This is a genomic window from Streptomyces sp. NPDC047043 (assembly GCF_040644055.1).
Taxonomy (GTDB): domain Bacteria; phylum Actinomycetota; class Actinomycetes; order Streptomycetales; family Streptomycetaceae; genus Streptomyces.
The window spans coordinates 48,092-66,728 of record NZ_JBEYVO010000017.1; the positions used below are offsets into that span (position 1 = coordinate 48,092).

Genomic DNA, 18,637 nt, shown 5'->3' on the forward strand with positions numbered 1-18,637 from the left:
GGTTGTGGTGCGCGGTCAGCGGGAGAGCGTGGCGACGGCCTCGGCGTGGACGCCGGGCGCGGAGGCCAGGAAGCTTTCGCTCTGCGGGGTCCAGGGACGGCCCTCGGCGTCGGAGATCTGACCGCCGGCCTCGGTGACGAGCAACGCCCCGGGCAGCAGGTCCGCTCGGGCACCGGCGAACTGCCAGAAGGCATCGATCCGGCCGGCGGCCACGTTCAGCAGGTGCAGGGTCGCGGGCACGGCGGTGCGGACGACCAGCGCGTCGAAGAGCATGGCGGTGATCGAGGAGCCGACGCGCCGCACGACCTTCTCGTCCTCGTCCGGCCGGGCCTGGCTGGTGGCCACGATGCTCAGGCCCAGGTCCGCGGTGGGGGAGACGTGCAGCGGCCGGCCATCGAGGTGGGCGCCCGCGCCGACGAGCGCGGTGTAGGTTTCTCCGGTCAACGGCAGGTGGACCGCGGTGAGCACCGGCTGGTTGTCCCGCACGAGGGTGGCGGTCACGGCCCACTCCGGAAGCGCGTGCAGGTGGTTGACGTTGCCTTCGGCCGGATCCACGACCCACCATTCAGCGGGCGGCAGCGCCCCGCCGTCCAGTTCGTCCTCCACCCAGCCGGCATCCGGACGCAGGCGCGTGAGGCGGGGGCGCAGGATGTCGAGGGCCGTGTCGTCGTTGTCGGCGAGCGCGCGCATCAACTCCTCCCGGCTCTGGTAGCTGACCACTTCGCCGAAGCGCTCGCGCAGCGCCGAACCGGCCGCGCGCACGGCGATCGAGGTCTGGGTGAGCAGGTCGGCGTCGGAGGCGGTGACGTCGGGGTTCTGAAGTATTTCGGACATGGTGAACTCCCTTGTGAGAAGGCAGCGTTGGGATCATGAAGGTCGATCTGTGCGCTCTGTTCCGCGCTCTGTTCTCGAAGGTATAGAGCCCATGGATTAACTTCAAATGCATGTCAAGCACGGCTAGAATTACTCACATGCAATTGGATTTGAATCTGCTGGCCGCACTCGACGCGCTGCTGGAGGAGGGAAGCGTGGCGGGGGCGGCAACACGCATGCATGTCACCGCCCCCGCGATGAGCCGGAGCCTGGGCCGAATCCGGCGCACGACCGGGGATCAGATCCTGGTGCGCACCGGCCGCACGATGACTCCGACGCCGTACGCGATCGCCGTCCGGGAGCAGGTGCACGAGCTGCTGCACCAGGTCCAAGGGGTGCTGGCACCGAGCCGCGAACTCGATCTGGCAACGTTGGAGCGCACCTTCACACTTCGCTGGCACGATTCCCTGGTCGCCCTGAGCGGCCCGGCGTTGCTCTCGGCCGTGCGTGAAGAGGCGCCGGGCGTGCGATTGCGCTTCGTCGCGGAATCGAGCATCGACACCCCCGAGTTGCGGCGCGGCGAGGTGGACCTGGAGGCGAACGCCAACCGCCCGAGCGCACCGGACCTCCATGCCGAGAACGTGGGCGAGACCCGCCTCGTCATCGTCGTGAGGCAGGGGCACCCCCTCACCCGCGTGAAGACCGTCACCGCAAAGCGGTACGCCGCCGCTGAGCACGTCACCGTCTCGCGACGTGGAAACCTCAGCAATGCCCTCGACGACGCCCTCGCGCGGCTCGGCCTCACCCGCCGCGTGGTGGCGACCGCGCCCACGGAAGCGGCCGCGCTGGAGTTCGCGCGCGGCTCCGATCTCCTGATCAGCGTCCCCGAAGCCACCACACGGTCAGCGGCCGCCGACCTCGGCCTGGTCGTGCTCCCCCTCCCGATCGAACTGCCGTCGGCACCGATATACCTGTCATGGCATCAGCGCTACGACACCGACCAGGCCCACGCCTGGCTGCGCGGGCTGGCACGAACCGCGCTGGCCATGGGCGGAGCGTCGTCGTAGTCGGCGCCGTCCGGCCGCTTCACCGATTCAACGTCAGCAGCGGCTTGTCCGGGCGCGTGCCGGCCGTGGGGGCGGCCAGACCGACGCCTGCGGCTCACGATCGCGGATCCGTGGGCCCTGCTCACTCGGTCGGCTCTTGGCCGGTGAGCAGATTGAGCAAGCCAGAAGGCGCGTTGTCGCCGAAGATGAGCTCGTGGTTCTTGTCGGATTCGGCGGCGAACCGGGCGCTGCGGGAAAAGAGCGCGTGCTCGTACTCCGCAAGGGCGGCTTCGATGTCGTCGGGGTGTGCGGCGATGGCTTTGCCGAGTTCGGCGCCGTCGAACATGGCGAGGTTGGCGCCCTCCCCGGCGAACGGTGACATGAGGTGGGCGGCGTCGCCCAGCAGCGTCACTCCAAGAACGCGGTCCCACCGGTGGCCGATCGGCAGGGCGCTGATCGGGCGCGGGGCGAGGGCGGTGTCCCCGTCAGTGATAAGTGCGGTGAGTTCAGGCGCCCATCCGGTGAATTCGGCCGCGACCTGGGCCGCCGCCGTTTCGGGACTGGCGAGGATGGCAGCGATCCATTCCTGCGGCTTGGTGAGCGCGACGTAGGTGTGCAGAACGGCGTGGGCCTCTCGATGGCCGAGGATCCCTTTGCCGGCCGTGACGGCGAACAGGGAACCGTCGCCGGTGGCCTTGGCCGCTGCCGGGTGGCGTTGGTCGGCGTCGTACAGGTAGGTCTCGATGAACGACGTGCCGACGTACTCGGGCTTCGCGTCGGACAGCAGCGGCCGGACCCTCGACCAGGCGCCGTCCGCGCCCACGAGGAGGCTGGTCGTCACGGCCGGCCCGTCGGCGAACGTCAGTTCGTGCCTTCCGTCTCCGAGGGGGCGGACACTGGTGACCTTGTGTCCCCACTGGATCATCTCGCCGGGCAGCGAGTTGATCAGGATCCGACGCAGGTCTCCGCGGAGCACCTCGGGGCGCCCGCCCGTGCCGTCATCGGGCTGGTCAAACAGGACTGCGCCGTGCTGGTCGAGCACGCGCACGGCCTCGCCGCCTTCGTGGATGATCGCGCGGAACTCTTCGGTGAGGCCGGCCGCTTCGAGGGCGAGCTGCCCGTTGTACTCGTGGATGTCGAGCTGGCCGCCCTGCGTGCGGGTGTCCGCCGATGGCTCGGCTTCGTAGATGGTCGCGGGGATGCCGTGTCGGTGCAGGACCCGGGCGAGGGTCAGGCCGCCGAGCCCGGCGCCGATGATGGTGACGGGAGTGGTCATGGTGGTTTCCCTTTCGGCTGGACACGCTCTACTCGGGTACACTGTTCGCAGTAATTGGCGCCACGATAGCACTACTGCGAACAGTGAGCGCAGTAGTGGGAGGGAAACCCGATGGACGACGCTCACACGGTGGTCTGGAACCGGCCGGAGCGGGCCGCGAAAGGCCCCGCACCCTCACGCACGCGGGCGGAGATCACCGCCGCCGCCATCGCGATCGCCGACGCCGAGGGCATCGACGCACTGTCCATGCGGCGCGTCGCCAGGGAACTGGGAACGGGCACGGCCTCGCTCTACCGTTACCTGGCATCCAAAGACGACCTGCTCGATCTCATGCTCGACGCCGTAGCGGCCGAAGACGGCGGCCCGCCCGCTCCCACCGGCGACTGGCGCGGCGACTTGCGGACACTGGCCCATCGCTCCCGGGCCACCATCCACCGGCATCCCTGGATGACCTCCCTCGCGGCAGGGCGCCCATCACTTGGACCGAACTCCCTCGAGGCCACCGAACACGCACTCGCCGCCCTCGATCCCCTCGGCTTCGACATCGACGTCATGATCATCATCGTCAATACGCTGCATGCCTTCGTCCGCGGCTACGCCATCGACGAACTCGCCCAACAGGAAGCCGTCCGACGCTCCGGAGTCGGGAACCAGGAATGGATGGACGCCCACGCGCCCTACCTCGACAAAGTCGTCAAGGCGGGGCGCCATCCACTCCTCGCCCGCGTCATTCGTGATGCCGAACTTCCCCACGCGGCCGACAGCGCCGAGCGCGGTTTCGAACTGGGACTCGAGCGACTTCTCGACGGATGGGAGGCCAATCTCCCGGTCCGGCCATGACGATTCGACAGCGTCAACTGGGGGCATCGCGGACCCCGCACCCGGGCGCCGGCCTCCGCGCGCTGGACCCTCGACACAGCGCGATTCCCACGAGGCCGGCATCAGAGAACGATCAGGGTGACTAGCTCCGTCCGCCACACCTGTTGCATCCGCTGCAGTGCTCCGGGCCGCCCCTGATCTGCGGAAACTCCAGCCGCACCTGCGCGACGCCCCGGAGGAACCCAGCAGGCAATCCCGCAACTTGTCGGGGAGCTGCGCGTGGGTGCGTACGGTTTGCAGTGCCTCGCGTCGAGCTGGCCGGCCTTCTTCCGGGGGCAATTCGGCAAGCGGCGCCTCCAGCAGGGCAAGGGCGGTAGCGCGTTCGGTCGGGCCGATCTGCCGGCCGAGAGCAGCGCGCAGGTGCGGCCACCGCACGGCGAGCACTGCGAGTCTCGCGATCGCAGCCAGGGTGTCAGGAGCCGGAAGAGCGGCCGCCACGCGCTCTTGCCGGATGACGGCGTAGAGGCGGAACACCTTGACGAAGCGCTTTGTCTCGCGGGGATTTCCGGCCAGCCTGCCGGCGACCGTCGCAACGATGCGCCGCACTTCGGGATTGTCGGGGCGGAGTCGTCGCCGCAGTTCCCGCCGTATGCCAGGGCCACGAGGCGGGGCGCGTTCACAGACTGCCAGCCGCAGGCCCGAGGCGGCGATCAGTGGTGGATGGCGTTGAGGACGGCGGCAAGCTTTTCGGGCGCACTGATCATGGCCATGTGGCCGGTGTCGAGATCGATGACGTCGGGCCGAAGCAGCGCAATGGATCGCTGCTGGAGTTCCTCGACGTAGCACTGGTCGCGCGTGAGGTGCACGTACGTCCGGGGGATCTCGCGTCTGTAGCCGCTCAGGTTCACAGTCTCGCTCAGCAGGGCGGCCGAGTCGTCGGCCAGCCGGTCCAGGGTGGACGCGGCGGTCGCCTCGTCCATGTCGTTGCACAGCATTGCGGCGGCGCCCTCGCGGGTTTGGTGGTAGACGCCGTCGGCGATGGACTGCTCCACCAGACCCCGCACTTCGGGATCGATCTGGTCAAGCACCCGGGAACGGTCCGGCGGCACCACGGCCGACACGAGGACGACGTGGCGGATCCGGTCAGGTATGAGGTCCAGGACACGCGGGATCGTGACGCCCGCAAAGGAGTGACCGACCAGCACCACGTCGCGCAGATCCTTCGCTTCGACGTCCTCGCGGACCGCATCGGCGCAGTCCGCGAGAGTGACCGTGCCCAGGTCGACTTCAGTTCTGCTTCCGCGCCCCGGAAGGTCGACGGCCAACGCTTCCGCACTTAGATGAGGGAGCAGCTCGTCCCAACAGTCCGCGCCGAAGCTTGCCCCATGGATGAGAACGAACGCCATGACTGACCTCCTCGTCAACGATGCCCAACCGAACCATAATTGAATTCAGTTCTGCTGTAGAGGTTTGTGGCAGAGCAGGGGAGTAAAAGCCAAGACGCGGATCGGTTGGGGTTGTTCACGCCGGATGCGGGGACTGCGCGGGGGCTAGGCCCGATGCTGTGACTCTGTTGGTGATCTTGGGAAGGTCCACGCGGTGGCTGAGCACAGGGCGCGGAAGTGCGTAGCCCGGCGTCGTGTTCTGGGTGCGGTGTCGATCCAGTCGGCGACGCGGGTGACGTTGCAGGCCATCGTGGTGAGGACGCGCTGGACGTGGGTGCGGGCCAGGCCGCGGTAGCGGGAACGGCGCAGCCCGTGGGTCCGGGCGTTGTGCGAAACGGTGGCCTCGACGCCGGCGCGGATCGCGTCACCGTGCTGCCCTTGTTCCGTCTGCTGGTCGAGCCGGTTTCACGTCCGGACTCATGCTTCGACGCACTCGCCGCGGCGTGGCTCCGCCCGAAGACGCCTATGTGGTGCGCGACCTCCGGTACTCCTCGACCACCAGGTCGGTCAGCTCGGCCACCGATGTCTCCGACGTGCGCTTGTCGAAGGTGATCTCGCCGTGCTGAAGCAGGTTGACCCGGTCGCAGACCTCGAAGACCTGAGCGTAGTTGTGGGCGATGATGATGACGGAGACCTCGCCGCGGGCCTTGAGGTCGTTGACCAGGTCGAGGATGAGCGCGCCCTCCTTGGCGCCCATCGCGGCCAGGGGCTCGTCGAGAAGGAGGACCCTGGCCTCGGAATAGACCGAGCGGGCCACGGCGATGGCCTGGCGCTGGCCGCCGGAGAGCTTGGCGACCTCGACGTCGACCGACGGGATGTTCACCCCCATCTCCTCCAGGTGCTCCTGGGCGATCTTGCGCATAGCACGGTTGTTCAGCAGCCGGGTGGGGCGGATCATCTCCCGGTTCAGGAACATGTTGTGGTAGACCGTCAGCTCGTTCACCAGCGCCAGGTCCTGGTACACCGCGTCGATGCCGAGCGAGCGGGCATGGTCGACCGACTTGAGCGTCACCTCCTCGCCGTTGAGGAGGATGCGGCCGGCGTCGGGCCGGTGGAATCCGCAGAGGATCTTCAACAGGGTTGACTTGCCGGCGCCGTTGTCACCGACCAGGGCGAGCACCTCACCCTTGTTCAGGCGCAGGTTCACGTCCCGCAGCGCCGTGACCGCGCCGAAGCCCTTGGCCACGTGCTCCACGGAGAGCGCCGGTGTCGGTATCGGCCCGGTCGCCCCGCTCATCGGCGGCCTGCCCTTCGCAGTCTGGTCAGGTACACGTTGAGCACCATGGAAAGGATGATCGCCGCACCGAGGATGATGTTGAACGGGTTGGCGTTGATGCCGATGAGGTTGAACCCGTTGCGCAGTTCCGCGAGGACGAGCGCGCCCAGCAGCGCGCCGACGACCGTCCCTGAGCCGCCGGCCAGGGCCGTGCCGCCGATGACCGCGGCGGAGACGGCGGTGAACATCGGGGAGGCGCCGTCCGCGCCCGCGGAGGTCGGGTCGATCGAGTCGACGCGGAAGGCCTCGAGGATGCCGGCGAAGGCCCCGAGGGCGCTGGTGACCATGAAGTTGCCGAACTTGATGCGGCCGGTCCTGATGCCGGCCTCGCTCGCGCCGAGCGGGTTGCCGCCCGTGGCGATCGTGTGCAGGCCCCAGCACGAGCGGGTGAGTACCACGTGGAAGTACGCGACGATGATCAGGCACCAGATCAGTTCCGACCAGTCCGACTGCCCGAACCAGCCGCGCACCCCGTGTGCCGCCTCGGGGATCTGTGCCGGGTAGGCGTGCGACGTGGTCAGCATGATGCCCAGGATGAGGAAGAGCATGCCGAGCGTGGCGACGAACGACGGTACCTTGAGCACGACCACCACGAAGCCGTTGACGAGACCGATGACGGCGCCGGCCAGTATCGAGCCGATGATCGCGAGGATCGGGTACGTGCCGTAGTAGTCGATCATGTAGTGCATCAGGAACGGCGACAGTGCGAAGACGGCGCCCACCGACAGATCGATCTCCCCGCTCACCAGCAGCAGCACCATGCCCGCCGCGATGATCGCGTACGGTGCCGTCTGCTGGGAGAGGTTGACCAGGTTGCTGCGGGCCAGGAAGTCCGAGTTGTTGGACCAGAAGTACAGCAGCAGGCCCACCGCGACGATGAAGATGGTGGCCTCGCGGCGGATGACGAACGCCTCGAAGGCCAGGCGCAGCGGGCCGTGCCGCCTCACCGGCGGGGTGCCGGCCGTTGTGGTCTTCTCGCCGGTCGCGTCCTGCACGGCCCGCTCGCTCATGCGTGGGCGATGGGGCCGGAGCGCTCGACCAACTGCTGCTTCGTGCTGGAGCCCTCGAACCGGGTCTTGGTCTGCAGATAGGGGCCGACGTTGTCCTTGGTCACGAAGAGCAGGCCGGTGTCGGTGACACTCGGGATCACCAGTCCGCCGGACAGCTTGTACAGCCACAGGTAGAGCACGCTCAGGAAGCCCTGCAGATAGGGTTGTTGGTCGATGGTGAAGTCGAGGTCACCCGCTTTGATAGCGGTGAGGGTGTTCGGGTTCAGGTCGAAGCCGCCCGCGACCACGCCCTTCTTCTTGAGGCCGTACTTCTTCACGACCTTGCCGACGTTCTCCGTCGAGCCCGCGTCGACCGCGAACAGGCCCTTGAGGTCCTTGTGTCCGCTGACATACGCGTCGATGGTCGACAGCTCCTGAGGAAGCTCCGCGCCGCTGGCGACCGACTTGAAGTTGATCGACTTGCCGGATGCCTTGATCGCGTCGGTGGCCCCGTCGATGCGCGGCTGGATGTTGAGCGCGCCCGGGGTGGCGATGAACCCGACCGCTTCCCCGCCGGAAGGCATCAGTGAGGCGATGCGGCGGCCCAGCTCGACCCCGGACTGGTAGAGGTCCTGCCCGACGTAACAGAGCCGGCTCGTCCCCGGATCTCCTTTCGCCCCGTCCGCGTTGTAGGAGATGGTGGGGATTCCGGCGTTCAGGGCTTTGTCGACGGGTGACGTGAAGGCGTTCTTGTCGACGACCGCTATTGCGATGCCGTCGGCCTTCGCGGAGATGGCCGAGCTCATGGCGCTGACCATTTCCGGGACGCTCGAGTCCTTCGAGCCGGTCCACTGGTACGAGGCGTCCAGGAGCGCGCAGGCATCCGCTGCGCCGTATTGGGTCGGAGTGAAGAACGGGTTGGTCGTGACGTGGTTGACGAACACGAACTTCCACTTCGGCGTCTTCGGGAAGTCGCCGACACCGTCGCCCGATTTGTTGTCGTCGCTCTTGTTGTCGGCTGAGCAGGCGGACAGCAAGGCCGCCGCGGCGGCCGAGGCGCTCACCACTCCGACGCCGCTCAGCAGTCGCCGCCTGGCCAGCCCGTTCAGGCTGAGCGTGTCGACGGCCTCTTCCACCTGCGGATCGATCTTCTTCATGATCACTCCGGCGTGCTCGGCCCATGCTGCTCGGTATTTCGAACGGTGTTCGGCACGTTTGGTGGGGCTGAACGTAGAACTGGCCTGATATGTCGTCAAGGCCCTGAGCGGGCTACGGTTTCGTCAATATTTGTGCGTGGATCGTCCGCCCCGCCACGCCAACGTCGGGGCCTACGTCGTCATCGGCTTGGTGCCGGCTTCGGCCTCCGGATAGTGGCGGCGGAGCACGGAAAGACCGATCGCCGCTCGCCGTACGCGCTCGCGTGCGGTCGCCACGGCCACGTCGGCGAGGTGCGCTCCGGAGGGATACAGCGACGGCGCGTTCCGTACCGTGAACTTGAGGTGGACAGGAGCCGCCACGCGCACGAGGGCCGGGATCTCGTAGTAGCGGACCACACCGCCGAAGTCGTCGGCGCCCTCCACATAGACGTCCAGAGGCGTGTCGACCGCGCTTCGGATCGCCGCCATCTGGGCGAGGGTGAGATCGATCGGCAGGTTGATCGTGGTGACCCCGAGGTCCTCAAGGACCCGTGCGGCCGCGGGATTGGCCGTCGGCATCGATATCGACGCCTTGATCCCCAGGTCCGGCGGCAGGTCGCCGGACTGCCGCATTCGGCCGAGGACCCACAGCTGGCCGATGTCGGCCACGAGCACGCTGCGCACGCCGAGGTCGCAGCCCCGGATGACGTCCTCGACCCCGTACGCGAGCTGGTCGGCGCCGCGCAGCACCGCCGCCGCACCGCCACCCGCGGCGGACGTGGACTGGATGCCGATGTCCCAGCCCCCGCGTGGTCCTACGAAGAGGCAGACCTCCACGTCGCGTTCGCGGCCGAGTGCCACCATCTGCTCGATCTCCGAGTCGGTGAGGAGCATCATGCCGCTGCCCTGGCTGATGCGGTGTATCCGGATCCCGTGCCGCTCGGCCTCATCCATAACCGCTTGGAAAGGGCCCGGGCCTTCGACCGACGGGATTTCCACCCGGTACTGCGCGCCGTCCGGGAAGCGCTTGTTCGAGTCGGGCAGTTCCCCGAGGTCCCGATCCGGCAGCCCGAGCGCGGACAGCGACCGCCGTGACCTTTCCATGCCGTCCATCCGGACCTTCTTTCGATCGATATTCCGAACTTTGTTCGGCATCGCTGCGCTTGGACGGTAGGCAGCCAACGAAGAGCCGTCAACGGTCTGCGAAGGCACCTCGGGGCGGGCCTTCCGGTGATGTCATGTCGCGCTCCCCGGTTGCTCCAAATATCGGCTGGACCCTCTGGGTTTCGACGGTCAGTTCACTCCAACCTGGCGGCGTAGTCCGTCAGTTGGGCGGCTCTGCCGCGTGGTGAAGCTGCATGCCAACTTGCCGGTCACCGCCGGGAGATCGGCACGCGATTGCGGCGATTGCCTGCCGGCCGCTGAGTCCAACCACAGGCCGGGCCTCGGTTCGTGGAGGTTCCACGGCACATAGGTCTCGACGGCGTTGAGCCCGGTTACTGGCGTGGCCCATTGCCAGTCCAAGGCTCGTCGCGTGGCTTTTGCGCGGAGCTGCTTGATCTGGTCGTAGGTGGGCTGCAAGCGGCGGGAGGTCTTCTCGCCCTTCTTGCGGAAGCTCTTGCGGTGTGCGGCCTGCCGCTCCAGCTCGAGGAGTTGGACCTTCTCCTTCGGGGTGAGCCACTTGTCCCGGTCGGCGGTGCCGTCCGGCAGACGCGGCCGGCGCCCGTGGTCCTCCTGGTGGTCCGCGTTGGACAGGGCGAGCGGCATATTGACTCCGGCATCGATGCCGACATGCAGACCCTGATGCGGTTCCGGTGCGCGTTCGAGCGTCCGGATGTGGAAGGCGATGTGCCAGCCAAGCGCATCCTTCACCAGCCGGGCGCCGGTGATCCGGTAGTCGGTGCCTGCCCGCGTGCCCACGGGGAGGTCTTTGGCCCAGCGGAAGCGGACGCGGCCGATCTTCGGCAGGTCGACCATGCCCCAGCGGCGGTGGACGCGGACGATGTTCAGGTCCCGGCCCTGCGGGATGTCCAAACGTGCCGTCCACCCATTGAGCTCCGGTGCAGGTCAGGTGCCCGCGGGCGTGATTCTTCAACAAAGGGGAAAAGAGTATTGCATTAGTGGTATTTACGGCACTTCGGAGCGGCGCGCCGCGTCCGGTCCGGCGCCACTCGAGGCGCACCCCCCGACTCTGCCGGCCTGAGGAGCGGCGCAGGTATGAGCAAGGGGGACAGTGAGCCCACCGGCACAGCGGTTGCCACCTGGCGTGAGCAAGTGCGCAAGGCCAGACGGACTCGTCGGCACGCACGACAGATGCGCAAGGCCGCACGCCACGCGATGCCCTGGTGGCGCAGGATGTTCCCCACCTGGCGCATGGTGCTCAGTGGTCTGCTCACCGTGCTCCTTGTCATTGGCACGGCGTTTTTCACCCTGTACGTAACCGTGCAGGTACCCGATCCCAACGCCGCCGCCGTGAGCGAAAGCAACGTCTACTACTACGCCGACGGCACGGAGATCGGCCGCACCGGCGCGATCAACCGCGAATCGCTGCCGCTTTCGGAGATCTCCATCCACATGCAGCATGCCGTGGTCGCCGCGGAGGACCGGACGTTCTACTCCAACAAGGGCGTGGACGCCCGCGGCACACTGCGCGCGGCCTGGAACACCGTCACGGGCAAGGGGTTGCAGGGCGGCTCCACGATCACACAGCAGTACGTTCGGAACTACTACCTCGACCGCGGACGAACCCTTGACCGGAAGGCCAAGGAGGCCATTATCGCAATCAAGGTCAATGAGACACAGAGCAAGGACTCGATCATGGCCGGGTACCTGAACACCAGCTACTTCGGCCGCAACGCCTACGGCATCCGTGCCGCCGCGGAGGCGTACTACGGCATCCGCGCCTCGCAGCTGAACGTCCCGCAGAGCGCGTACCTCGCTGCGCTGCTGAAGGCTCCCAGCATCTACGACGTCTCCACGGCAACCCCGGCGCACAGAGCCGCGGCCGTCGCCCGCTGGAGTTATGTCCTGGATGGCATGGTCGAGCTGGACTACCTCGACACGGGCCGGCGCGCCGGGATGACATTCCCCGTCCTCAGGACGCCCCGGCCCACCCCCGGACTCAGCGGTCAGGCCGGGTACTTGATCGACATCGCCCGCCGGTACCTGATCGACCATCACATCGTCGACGAGGCCGTGCTCGGCTCGGGCGGCTGGCAGATCACCACCACCTTCGTGAAGAAGGACCAGAACGCGCTGGTCGCTGCGGTGAAGAAGGGGCTGCGACAGTTGCCGGACACCCGCAAGGCCAAGGACATCCGCGTCGGCGCGGCGTCCGTGGACCCCTCGACCGGAAGGATCGTCGCCGCCTACGGCGGACCCGACTACGCCGTCCGGCCCTACAACGACGCCACCCGACACGACCTGCAGGTCGGTTCCACCTTCAAGCCGTTCGACCTCGCCGCCGCGTTGCAGCACCGCGCCACCACTCAGGACGGCCACGCCATCACCCCTCACACCCGCTACGACGGCACCAGCCGCCGCTGCGTCCAGGGCCTGCCCCGCGGTTTGCACTACTGCCCGCCCAACGAGGACGACCGTGACTACGGCCGGATCAGTCTGCGCAGGGCGATGATGAAATCCGTCAACGCGGTGTACGCGCAGGAGGGCGCCGACGCCGGTCTCGCCCGGGTGCGCCAGGCCGCCATCTCCGCCGGGCTCCCCGCCGACACGCCCGACATGGGCGTCCATCCCGCCATAGCGCTCGGCGTGGCCACACCCAGCCCGCTCGACATGGCCGGGGCTTACGCGACTTTCGCCGACCACGGCCGGCGCATCGCGCCGTGGCCGGTGCAGCAGCTCTCCCGGCACAACAAGGCGTACGACCTGCCCGGCCATGAGGCCGTCCCGGCGTTCACCCGGACTGCCGCCGACGAGGTCACCTCGGTCCTGAAGGACGTGGTCAGCACCGAAGGCACCGGCTACCTGGCCACCGCTCTGGGCCGGCCCGCTGCGGGCAAGACCGGCACCACGGACAACAACCTCTCCGCCTGGTTCGTCGGCTACACCCCTCAACTGACCACCTCGGTCGCCATGTTCGCTGAGAATCCCACGAGCCACACCCGGATCTCCCTCGGCAACGCGGCGGGCATCAGCCGGGTCAACGGTGGCTCCTTTCCCACGCAGATCTGGACCGCCTACATGACCGCCGCTCTGAAAGGCCGACCGGTGGAGGACTTCCGCCTGAAGTTGCCCCCGGTTACCCACGGCCCCCGAACCGAGGCCAGGCCACACCCCTCGAACCCGCCCAGCCGCACCCCCGTCCCCACCCACAGGCCGACGACTCCAGCCCCGGGGATCACGCCCACTACGCCGCCGCCCACGCCTTCCCCTCCCACGCCTTCCCCGACCACGCCCACGCCGACCGAGACGGCGCCGGCCCCGCCCCCTTCCAGCCCGCCGCCCACCACTGTCACTCCATCCAACCCGGCACCGACTACGACCGAGCCGCCGAGCGCCACCAGCACCAGTCCCTCACGCCCTGTCATCGGCATCGCCGCCACGGAACCGTCTGCTGACAGGTAACGCAGCTTCAGCCCCCACTCAGTTGGCATTGCCACGAGTAAGCAGGAGTCCAACTGCGTTCAGAACCCGGCGTATAGCCTGACTCGCCTGCCGCCACCTGCGGCTTTGCCTGGGAAAGGGCCTCTGATCTGGAACGGAGGCCCTTTCTGATCTTTCGGGAGCTTGCCGCGTTACTGCTGGGTTCCTCAAACGGTGTACACATATCGGCGCCGCAGTGGGCGAGTTGGTGGTGCAGGTCTGCCCCAGATCCAGGGGTTGGCATGGGCGTTGAGCTGGTCGGTCGCCAGGGTGGTGGCGTATGCGATGTCGTCGGGGTTGGCGAATGACCGGCCGGCGAGGGCGGCCTTGCGGAAGATGCGCCACCAGCCTTCCTGCAGGTTGAGCCAGCACGCGCCCACCGGGATGAAGGCATGGTGGATGCGGGGATGGTCCTCGAGCCAGGTCCGAGTGGACACGCTGTTGTGACTGGACAGGTTGTCGGTGACGATCCAGATCGTCCCGTCCGGGTTGGCGTCCTCGACCAGTTGCAGGAACTGCTGGTAGAACACGCTGTTGCGGGAGGACGCCGTCATCGTGACGGCCTGGCCGTCGGCTGGTCGCAGGCCACCGTAGACCCAGGTCTTCTCCGGCCCTCGGCTGTAGTCGAGTTCTGCTTTGATCCGGTGCCCGTCGGGTGACCAGGCAGGCGCGGGCGGGAAGGTCCGCGGGATCACAGGCCCCAGCTCGTCGGCGCAGATCACCGTCGCGTCGTCGGGCGGGTGGGTGTAGAGGCCGATGATCCTTGTCCTTTTGGGACGAAGTCCGGGTCCTTCGAGCGGGTCCAGGACCGGGTACGACGCCAGCGCACGCCCTCGGCGAGCAGGATGCGCCTGACCTGTGAGCGGCCCACGTCGATCCCCTCGGCCCGCGCCGCCGCGGCCAGGGAATCCAGAGTCCACTCGGCTGGTCCGTCCGGACTCGTCGAAGGCCCACAGTTCTCCGACGGGTTCCCACCTCAGCCGCCCTGGTGGCACGGTCTTGACCAGGGAGATGATCCGAGATCGTTCCTCCTCGGTGATCCGCCGTTTGCGGCCCTGCCCACCCAGATCCTCCAGCCCTTGCGGGCCTGAGCGGTTGAAGCGGTGCAGCCAGCACCGGACCGTCTTCTGGCTGCAGTCCAGCTCCACGGCGATCGCCGGCACCCGTAGCCCCGACCAGCTCAGCTCGATCATCCGGGCCCGCATCACTGCATCGCGCGGCGCCTTTCGTGCCCGCGACAATCGGCGAACGACGGCCCGTTCGTCCCCGTCACGCCCCGGCCGTGCCCGTAAAACCATCGTCCAGCACCCGCCCCCGAGCACCATCAACTACCCCGCCACCAGGACATATACCCAGTGAAAGCGGAACCCAGCATTACCGGTAGTTCGTTAAATCCGGCAGTAGAGGTCAATGCCGTGTCCGATGGTGACCGCGTCGATCAGGGCCTGGAGCTCGGAGGGTGGGTCCTTGTCCGTCCAGGCTCGCCACCGTCGGTTGAGGGTGACGGCGGGGGTGAGCCGGGAACGTATGGCGCGTAAGGCCCTGGGCCAGTAGGGCAGTTGGGGCCGGTGGGGTTGGTCTGGCCCCCCTCTCTGGCCCCTGGTCGGGACATGGATCCGGCGCGGTGGCGTCCACGGCTCCGGGTGGGGCGAACCACTGGTCCCAGCAGAAGGAGAAGGCGCAGTTGACCGGGGTCTGGTGGCGGCGGATGGCGCGGTCGGAGCGGACGAGGAAGTGGGCCCAGCCGAGTTCGTCCTTGATCTGTTTGTAGCTCTGTTCGATCCATGGCCGCAAGCCGTAGAGGCGGACGATCTCGGCGAGGCTGGCCGGCGGGTGCGGGCGGGTGCGGGCGGGTGCGGGCGGGTGCGGGCGGGTGCGGGCGGGTGCGGGCGGGTGGCGGCGTGGGGTGCGTCGGGGTGGGGCTGGTTCGTGGCCAAGTACCAGGTGGCCTTCTCCGGCAGCGTGGCCGGGTCGGTGGTGTCGACGACCAGGCGGCAGGGTGAGTGGGGGCCGTAGCCGCCCAGGCGGGCGTCGGCGGCCCACCAGGTCTCGGTGTGCCCGTCGCGGAAGTGACGTTCCACGGCTGTCCAGTCGCCGGGATGCTTGGCATCGCGCCGGGTCAGGGTGTGGGCGGCGTCGGTGGGGGTGTGCGGCTGGTCGGCCCGGGCCCAGGTGCCGCGGTGTGGCTTGAGCGCGACCACGTAGGCCAGGCCGGCCGCGCGCAGTGCGAGGTACCAGTCGTCGCTGACGGAGTAGGCGCAGTCGGCGACCACCGCCCGGCAGCCGAAGCCCGCCTGCTTCCCGCGGACCGCGAGGGCAGCGGCCAGCTGCGGCTTAGCCCTCCCACCCCGGCCCAGGCCGCCCGCTCGGTTCCAAGAACAAACGCCCCGCCACCAGGCACGATGTCGGCAAGACCGTGAAACGGGCCGACACCCTCGGAGAACACATCCGATTGAAGGGTTAAGTATCAAGCGTACGTCCAGCAGTCCGGACGTCTTCCCAGTTCAGAAGGGATGTGAACGATGTAACCGGGCGACAAGCTCAGGATAGCCAGCCGGTGGAAGTCCGGTCCGGGGAGACGCCAGGGTCCCCGGTAGCTGACTCCCGGCGTCGCCCGAAATGGTGGCGTCGAAGTGGAGTGACAAGCGCCCCTCGGGGGCGTGCGACCGACCAGTCCGCAACATGAAGTGAAGCCTGCAGCGTCGTCATTTAACCCCCGCCCGCGGGCGGGCCAAGGAGGAGCCGAGCCTGTGCTTGATTGGCGAAGGCCACGGAAGACGATCTCGGACCTGGAGCGGTCGTCGAAGAACCTCCCGGCGTAAGGGGCGTGGAATGGTCGGAAGGTTGTCCTGGGAACTGGAGAGAGCCTCCTCGGCCCCGGGTATTGCGGCCCGGGAAGCGTGGCCTTCCTATAACCGGCAGAACCGGGAAATGGCAGGTTGCCGAGAGGCAGTCGGAGGGGGTCGTAGTAGTGACGATCGGCGGGACAACACAACCCGTCAGGAGCGAAGGGCCCCTGCTTCATCGAGGCGATTCGAAAACAGGAAGGGACCCGGATGAGTGCCGTTTCGGCTAGTTCCATCCGCCGGGAGGAAGGTGCCGCAGGACCGGGCCGCCGTCCTCTGGACAAGGTCCGAACTCTGCAACGGACGCTTTACCGCTGTGCCGAGCAAGAACCCGAACGCCGGTTTCACGCCTTGTATGGCCATGTCCACCGCATGGACGTTCTTCGGCGGGCGTGGGCCGGTGTGTGCGCAAACCGGGGTGCCCCCGGCGTGGACGGCATGACCGTCGACTCGGTGGAGACCTCGGGAGTGGATGCATTCCTCCAGGACCTTTCGCAGAGACTGCGGGCGCATACGTATCGTCCGTCAGTACTGCGACGGGTCCAGATTCCCAAACCTGGGCGGCCGGGGGAGTTCCGGCCGCTATCGATCCCCACCGTGGCGGACCGCGTGGTGATGACGGCTGCGAAAATGGTCCTTGAACCAGTATTCGAGGCTCAGTTCACCGAGGCGAGCTACGGATTCCGGCCGAAGCGGTCCGCGATCGACGCGTGCGAAGCCGTCCGCGTCGCCGCGAACCAGCGGCGGGAGTGGGTATTCGAGGCCGATATCCGCGACTGTTTCGGCACGATCGACCATGAGGCGCTGATGGCCCAGGTGGCGCGGCGTGTGGTGGACCGGCCGATGCTGAAGCTGATCCGGGCCTGGCTGCGGATGGGAGTCCTGGAGGGCGGGGTGACCTCGCCCACCGGGGCGGGAACCCCTCAGGGCTCACCGATTTCCCCATTGCTGGCAAATATCGCGCTGCACGTTCTCGACGAGGAGTGGCAGAACGAAGGTCGTCGGCTGGGGACGCTGGTGAGGTACTGCGATGATTTCGTAGTCCTGTCGCCGACGGAGCATCGGGCCGAACAGGCCCGTGAATTGGCGGCGCGAGTTCTGGAACGGCTCGGGATGCGATTGCATCCTGAGAAGACCGGTATCGTCTGCCTCACGCGAGGTGGGCAGGGCTTCGACTTTCTCGGCTTCCACCACCGGAAGATGGAGTCGTGGAGATGGCGGGGTAGGTACTACTTGCAGCGCTGGCCCTCGGCCAGAGCGATGCGGGTACTGCGGGACAAAGTCCGTGCGGCGACCGCTCGTTCGAAGACTGAGCGGCCGGTATCCGCCGTGGTAGCCGATCTCAACCCGGTCCTGCGGGGCTGGGCGGCGTATTTCCGTAACGGGAACTCCGGACGGAAGTTCAACGTAGTCGACGGCTATGTCCACGAACGGCTGGCGATCTTCGCCAGCACGAAACACGGACTTGCGGGCAGGAACTGGACCACCCGATTTACTTATGGGTGGATCACCCGGCTCGGTGTCTACCGCCTTACCGGAAACGTGCACAGGGCAACGGCGCATGCCAGCCGGTGAACGATGTCGGAAAGCCGTGTGCGGGAGAACTGCATGCACGGTTTGAAGCGGCGGGGACTGGAAACGGGGCATCAGCCACCGCGCCAGTCCCCGACCCTACTTAGTCGTCTTGGACGAACGCGTAGGTGAGGAAGGCCAGGCCGTCACCGATGGTCTTGGCGCCGATCATGCGCATGCTCTTCTTGCCGCTGACCTCGTCGAAGAACCGTTCGCCAGCCCCGAGCACGACGGGGAAGACGACCAGCCGCACCTCGTCGACGAGGCCGTGCTCGATGAGCGTACGCCCGAGCCGATAGCTGGCAGGGACGACGATTTCTCCGTCGAGCTGCTGCTTCAGCTTCGAAACCTCGGTCACCACGTCGCCCTTCACAACCGTCGAGTTGTTCCAGTCGGGTTCCTCGAGAGTCGAGGACACGACGTACTTGGGCATGCTGTTCAACCGGTCCGCAAGCTCGCCACTCCGCGGCCGCCACCGCGCCCCAAAGAATTCGTAGCTTTTGCGACCCAGCAGCCATGCCTCGGCACGTAGTGCTTCCTCGAGCGCGACCTTGTTCCACTCTTCGAGATCCTTGCCCCCGAACTGGACGAACCACCCGCCCAGCTCGAAGCCTTCCTGACCGTCCGGGTTCTGGACCACTCCATCGAGCGAGACGTTCTGCGGTCCGCTCATCACGATCTTTCCCATTCCGCTCCTCCTCCGGGCCTGCGTTGCCGTCGGCTACGCAGGTATTGGCGCCGCGGCGCTGGGCAACTGGGCGGCGCGCGACCGCCCAGTTCGCCGCTCGGCCGGCGCCTATACAGGATGGAAAGGGTG

At 67.5% G+C, this 18,637-nt stretch carries 14 protein-coding genes and 3 pseudogenes; 5 read left to right on the forward strand and 12 right to left on the reverse strand.

Annotation, left to right across the window (positions count from 1 at the left end):
- Window positions 1–15: 15 nt before the first annotated feature.
- On the reverse strand, window positions 16–834 hold the full coding sequence (locus tag ABZ880_RS26220) for a 3'(2'),5'-bisphosphate nucleotidase CysQ (protein ID WP_361267210.1): 819 nt from the start codon (window positions 832–834) through the stop codon (window positions 16–18).
- 137 nt (window positions 835–971) lie between these two features.
- Between ABZ880_RS26220 and ABZ880_RS26225 the strand changes: the two genes are divergently transcribed.
- Window positions 972–1,880, forward strand: coding sequence for a LysR family transcriptional regulator (locus ABZ880_RS26225; protein ID WP_361267212.1), 909 nt, complete (start codon window positions 972–974; stop codon window positions 1,878–1,880).
- Window positions 1,881–2,001: 121 nt separating this feature from the next.
- On the opposite strand, the gene ABZ880_RS26230 is transcribed toward ABZ880_RS26225, so the two are convergent.
- On the reverse strand, window positions 2,002–3,135 hold the full coding sequence (locus ABZ880_RS26230; protein WP_361267214.1) for an NAD(P)/FAD-dependent oxidoreductase: 1,134 nt from the start codon (window positions 3,133–3,135) through the stop codon (window positions 2,002–2,004).
- 111 nt (window positions 3,136–3,246) lie between these two features.
- Between ABZ880_RS26230 and ABZ880_RS26235 the strand changes: the two genes are divergently transcribed.
- Window positions 3,247–3,975 (forward strand): TetR/AcrR family transcriptional regulator C-terminal domain-containing protein, encoded by a 729-nt coding sequence (locus tag ABZ880_RS26235; protein ID WP_361267216.1) that lies wholly within the window; start codon window positions 3,247–3,249, stop codon window positions 3,973–3,975.
- A 689-nt stretch (window positions 3,976–4,664) separates the two neighbouring features.
- Here ABZ880_RS26235 and ABZ880_RS26240 read toward each other — a convergent pair.
- The 7 genes and pseudogenes from ABZ880_RS26240 to ABZ880_RS26270 form a co-directional block, all read right to left on the reverse strand.
- Window positions 4,665–5,360 (reverse strand): alpha/beta hydrolase, encoded by a 696-nt coding sequence (locus tag ABZ880_RS26240; RefSeq protein ID WP_361267218.1) that lies wholly within the window; start codon window positions 5,358–5,360, stop codon window positions 4,665–4,667.
- Window positions 5,361–5,504: 144 nt separating this feature from the next.
- Window positions 5,505–5,783 (reverse strand): annotated as a pseudogene (locus ABZ880_RS26245) (transposase); the annotation flags it as partial.
- A gap of 79 nt (window positions 5,784–5,862) precedes the next feature.
- Complete coding sequence (locus ABZ880_RS26250; RefSeq protein ID WP_361267220.1) at window positions 5,863–6,636, reverse strand: ATP-binding cassette domain-containing protein; 774 nt, start codon at window positions 6,634–6,636, stop codon at window positions 5,863–5,865.
- A complete protein-coding gene (locus tag ABZ880_RS26255) occupies window positions 6,633–7,685 on the reverse strand; it encodes an ABC transporter permease (RefSeq protein WP_361267222.1) in 1,053 nt (350 codons plus the stop codon). Before ABZ880_RS26255 ends, ABZ880_RS26250 begins: the two co-directional genes overlap by 4 nt.
- Window positions 7,682–8,821 carry a sugar ABC transporter substrate-binding protein gene (locus tag ABZ880_RS26260; RefSeq protein WP_361267224.1) on the reverse strand — a complete coding sequence of 380 codons (1,140 nt, stop codon included), beginning with the start codon at window positions 8,819–8,821 and terminating at the stop codon, window positions 7,682–7,684. The genes ABZ880_RS26255 and ABZ880_RS26260 overlap by 4 nt, the downstream gene beginning before the upstream one ends.
- A gap of 171 nt (window positions 8,822–8,992) precedes the next feature.
- Window positions 8,993–9,913, reverse strand: coding sequence for a U32 family peptidase (locus ABZ880_RS26265; protein ID WP_361267226.1), 921 nt, complete (start codon window positions 9,911–9,913; stop codon window positions 8,993–8,995).
- Window positions 9,914–10,312: 399 nt separating this feature from the next.
- Window positions 10,313–10,834, reverse strand: a pseudogene (locus tag ABZ880_RS26270) (RNA-guided endonuclease TnpB family protein); the annotation flags it as partial.
- A 279-nt stretch (window positions 10,835–11,113) separates the two neighbouring features.
- On the opposite strand from ABZ880_RS26270, the gene ABZ880_RS26275 reads away from it, so the two are divergent.
- A complete protein-coding gene (locus ABZ880_RS26275) occupies window positions 11,114–13,384 on the forward strand; it encodes a transglycosylase domain-containing protein (protein ID WP_361267228.1) in 2,271 nt (756 codons plus the stop codon).
- Window positions 13,385–13,569: 185 nt separating this feature from the next.
- Here the strand turns inward: ABZ880_RS26275 and ABZ880_RS26280 are convergent, their stop codons facing one another.
- Window positions 13,570–14,595 (reverse strand): IS630 family transposase, encoded by a 1,026-nt coding sequence (locus ABZ880_RS26280; protein WP_361267230.1) that lies wholly within the window; start codon window positions 14,593–14,595, stop codon window positions 13,570–13,572.
- A 700-nt stretch (window positions 14,596–15,295) separates the two neighbouring features.
- Between ABZ880_RS26280 and ABZ880_RS26285 the strand changes: the two genes are divergently transcribed.
- On the forward strand, window positions 15,296–15,418 hold the full coding sequence (locus ABZ880_RS26285; protein WP_361267498.1) for a hypothetical protein: 123 nt from the start codon (window positions 15,296–15,298) through the stop codon (window positions 15,416–15,418).
- Between the two features lie 98 nt (window positions 15,419–15,516).
- Here the strand turns inward: ABZ880_RS26285 and ABZ880_RS26290 are convergent.
- Window positions 15,517–15,759: pseudogene (locus ABZ880_RS26290) on the reverse strand (transposase); the annotation flags it as partial.
- An 861-nt stretch (window positions 15,760–16,620) separates the two neighbouring features.
- On the opposite strand from ABZ880_RS26290, the gene ltrA reads away from it, so the two are divergent.
- Complete coding sequence (gene ltrA / locus ABZ880_RS26295; RefSeq protein WP_361267484.1) at window positions 16,621–17,823, forward strand: group II intron reverse transcriptase/maturase; 1,203 nt, start codon at window positions 16,621–16,623, stop codon at window positions 17,821–17,823.
- Between the two features lie 100 nt (window positions 17,824–17,923).
- Here the strand turns inward: ltrA and ABZ880_RS26300 are convergent, their stop codons facing one another.
- Window positions 17,924–18,508 (reverse strand): dihydrofolate reductase family protein, encoded by a 585-nt coding sequence (locus ABZ880_RS26300; protein WP_361267232.1) that lies wholly within the window; start codon window positions 18,506–18,508, stop codon window positions 17,924–17,926.
- Window positions 18,509–18,637 lie beyond the last annotated feature (129 nt).

Excerpts from the sequence above, each read along its gene's own strand:
- ABZ880_RS26260 (WP_361267224.1), bottom strand. The coding sequence starts at position 8,821 with ATGAAGAAGATCGATCCGCAGGTGGAAGAGGCCGTCGACACGCTCAGC.
- ABZ880_RS26230 (WP_361267214.1), bottom strand. The coding sequence starts at position 3,135 with ATGACCACTCCCGTCACCATCATCGGCGCCGGGCTCGGCGGCCTGACC.
- ABZ880_RS26220 (WP_361267210.1), bottom strand. The coding sequence starts at position 834 with ATGTCCGAAATACTTCAGAACCCCGACGTCACCGCCTCCGACGCCGAC.
- ABZ880_RS26300 (WP_361267232.1), bottom strand. The coding sequence starts at position 18,508 with ATGGGAAAGATCGTGATGAGCGGACCGCAGAACGTCTCGCTCGATGGA.
- ABZ880_RS26275 (WP_361267228.1), top strand. The coding sequence starts at position 11,114 with ATGCGCAAGGCCGCACGCCACGCGATGCCCTGGTGGCGCAGGATGTTC.
- ltrA (WP_361267484.1), top strand. The coding sequence starts at position 16,621 with ATGGACGTTCTTCGGCGGGCGTGGGCCGGTGTGTGCGCAAACCGGGGT.
- ABZ880_RS26250 (WP_361267220.1), bottom strand. The coding sequence starts at position 6,636 with ATGAGCGGGGCGACCGGGCCGATACCGACACCGGCGCTCTCCGTGGAG.
- ABZ880_RS26280 (WP_361267230.1), bottom strand. The coding sequence starts at position 14,595 with ATGATCGAGCTGAGCTGGTCGGGGCTACGGGTGCCGGCGATCGCCGTG.
- ABZ880_RS26225 (WP_361267212.1), top strand. The coding sequence starts at position 972 with ATGCAATTGGATTTGAATCTGCTGGCCGCACTCGACGCGCTGCTGGAG.
- ABZ880_RS26265 (WP_361267226.1), bottom strand. The coding sequence starts at position 9,913 with ATGGACGGCATGGAAAGGTCACGGCGGTCGCTGTCCGCGCTCGGGCTG.
- ABZ880_RS26235 (WP_361267216.1), top strand. The coding sequence starts at position 3,247 with ATGGACGACGCTCACACGGTGGTCTGGAACCGGCCGGAGCGGGCCGCG.
- ABZ880_RS26255 (WP_361267222.1), bottom strand. The coding sequence starts at position 7,685 with ATGAGCGAGCGGGCCGTGCAGGACGCGACCGGCGAGAAGACCACAACG.
- ABZ880_RS26240 (WP_361267218.1), bottom strand. The coding sequence starts at position 5,360 with ATGGCGTTCGTTCTCATCCATGGGGCAAGCTTCGGCGCGGACTGTTGG.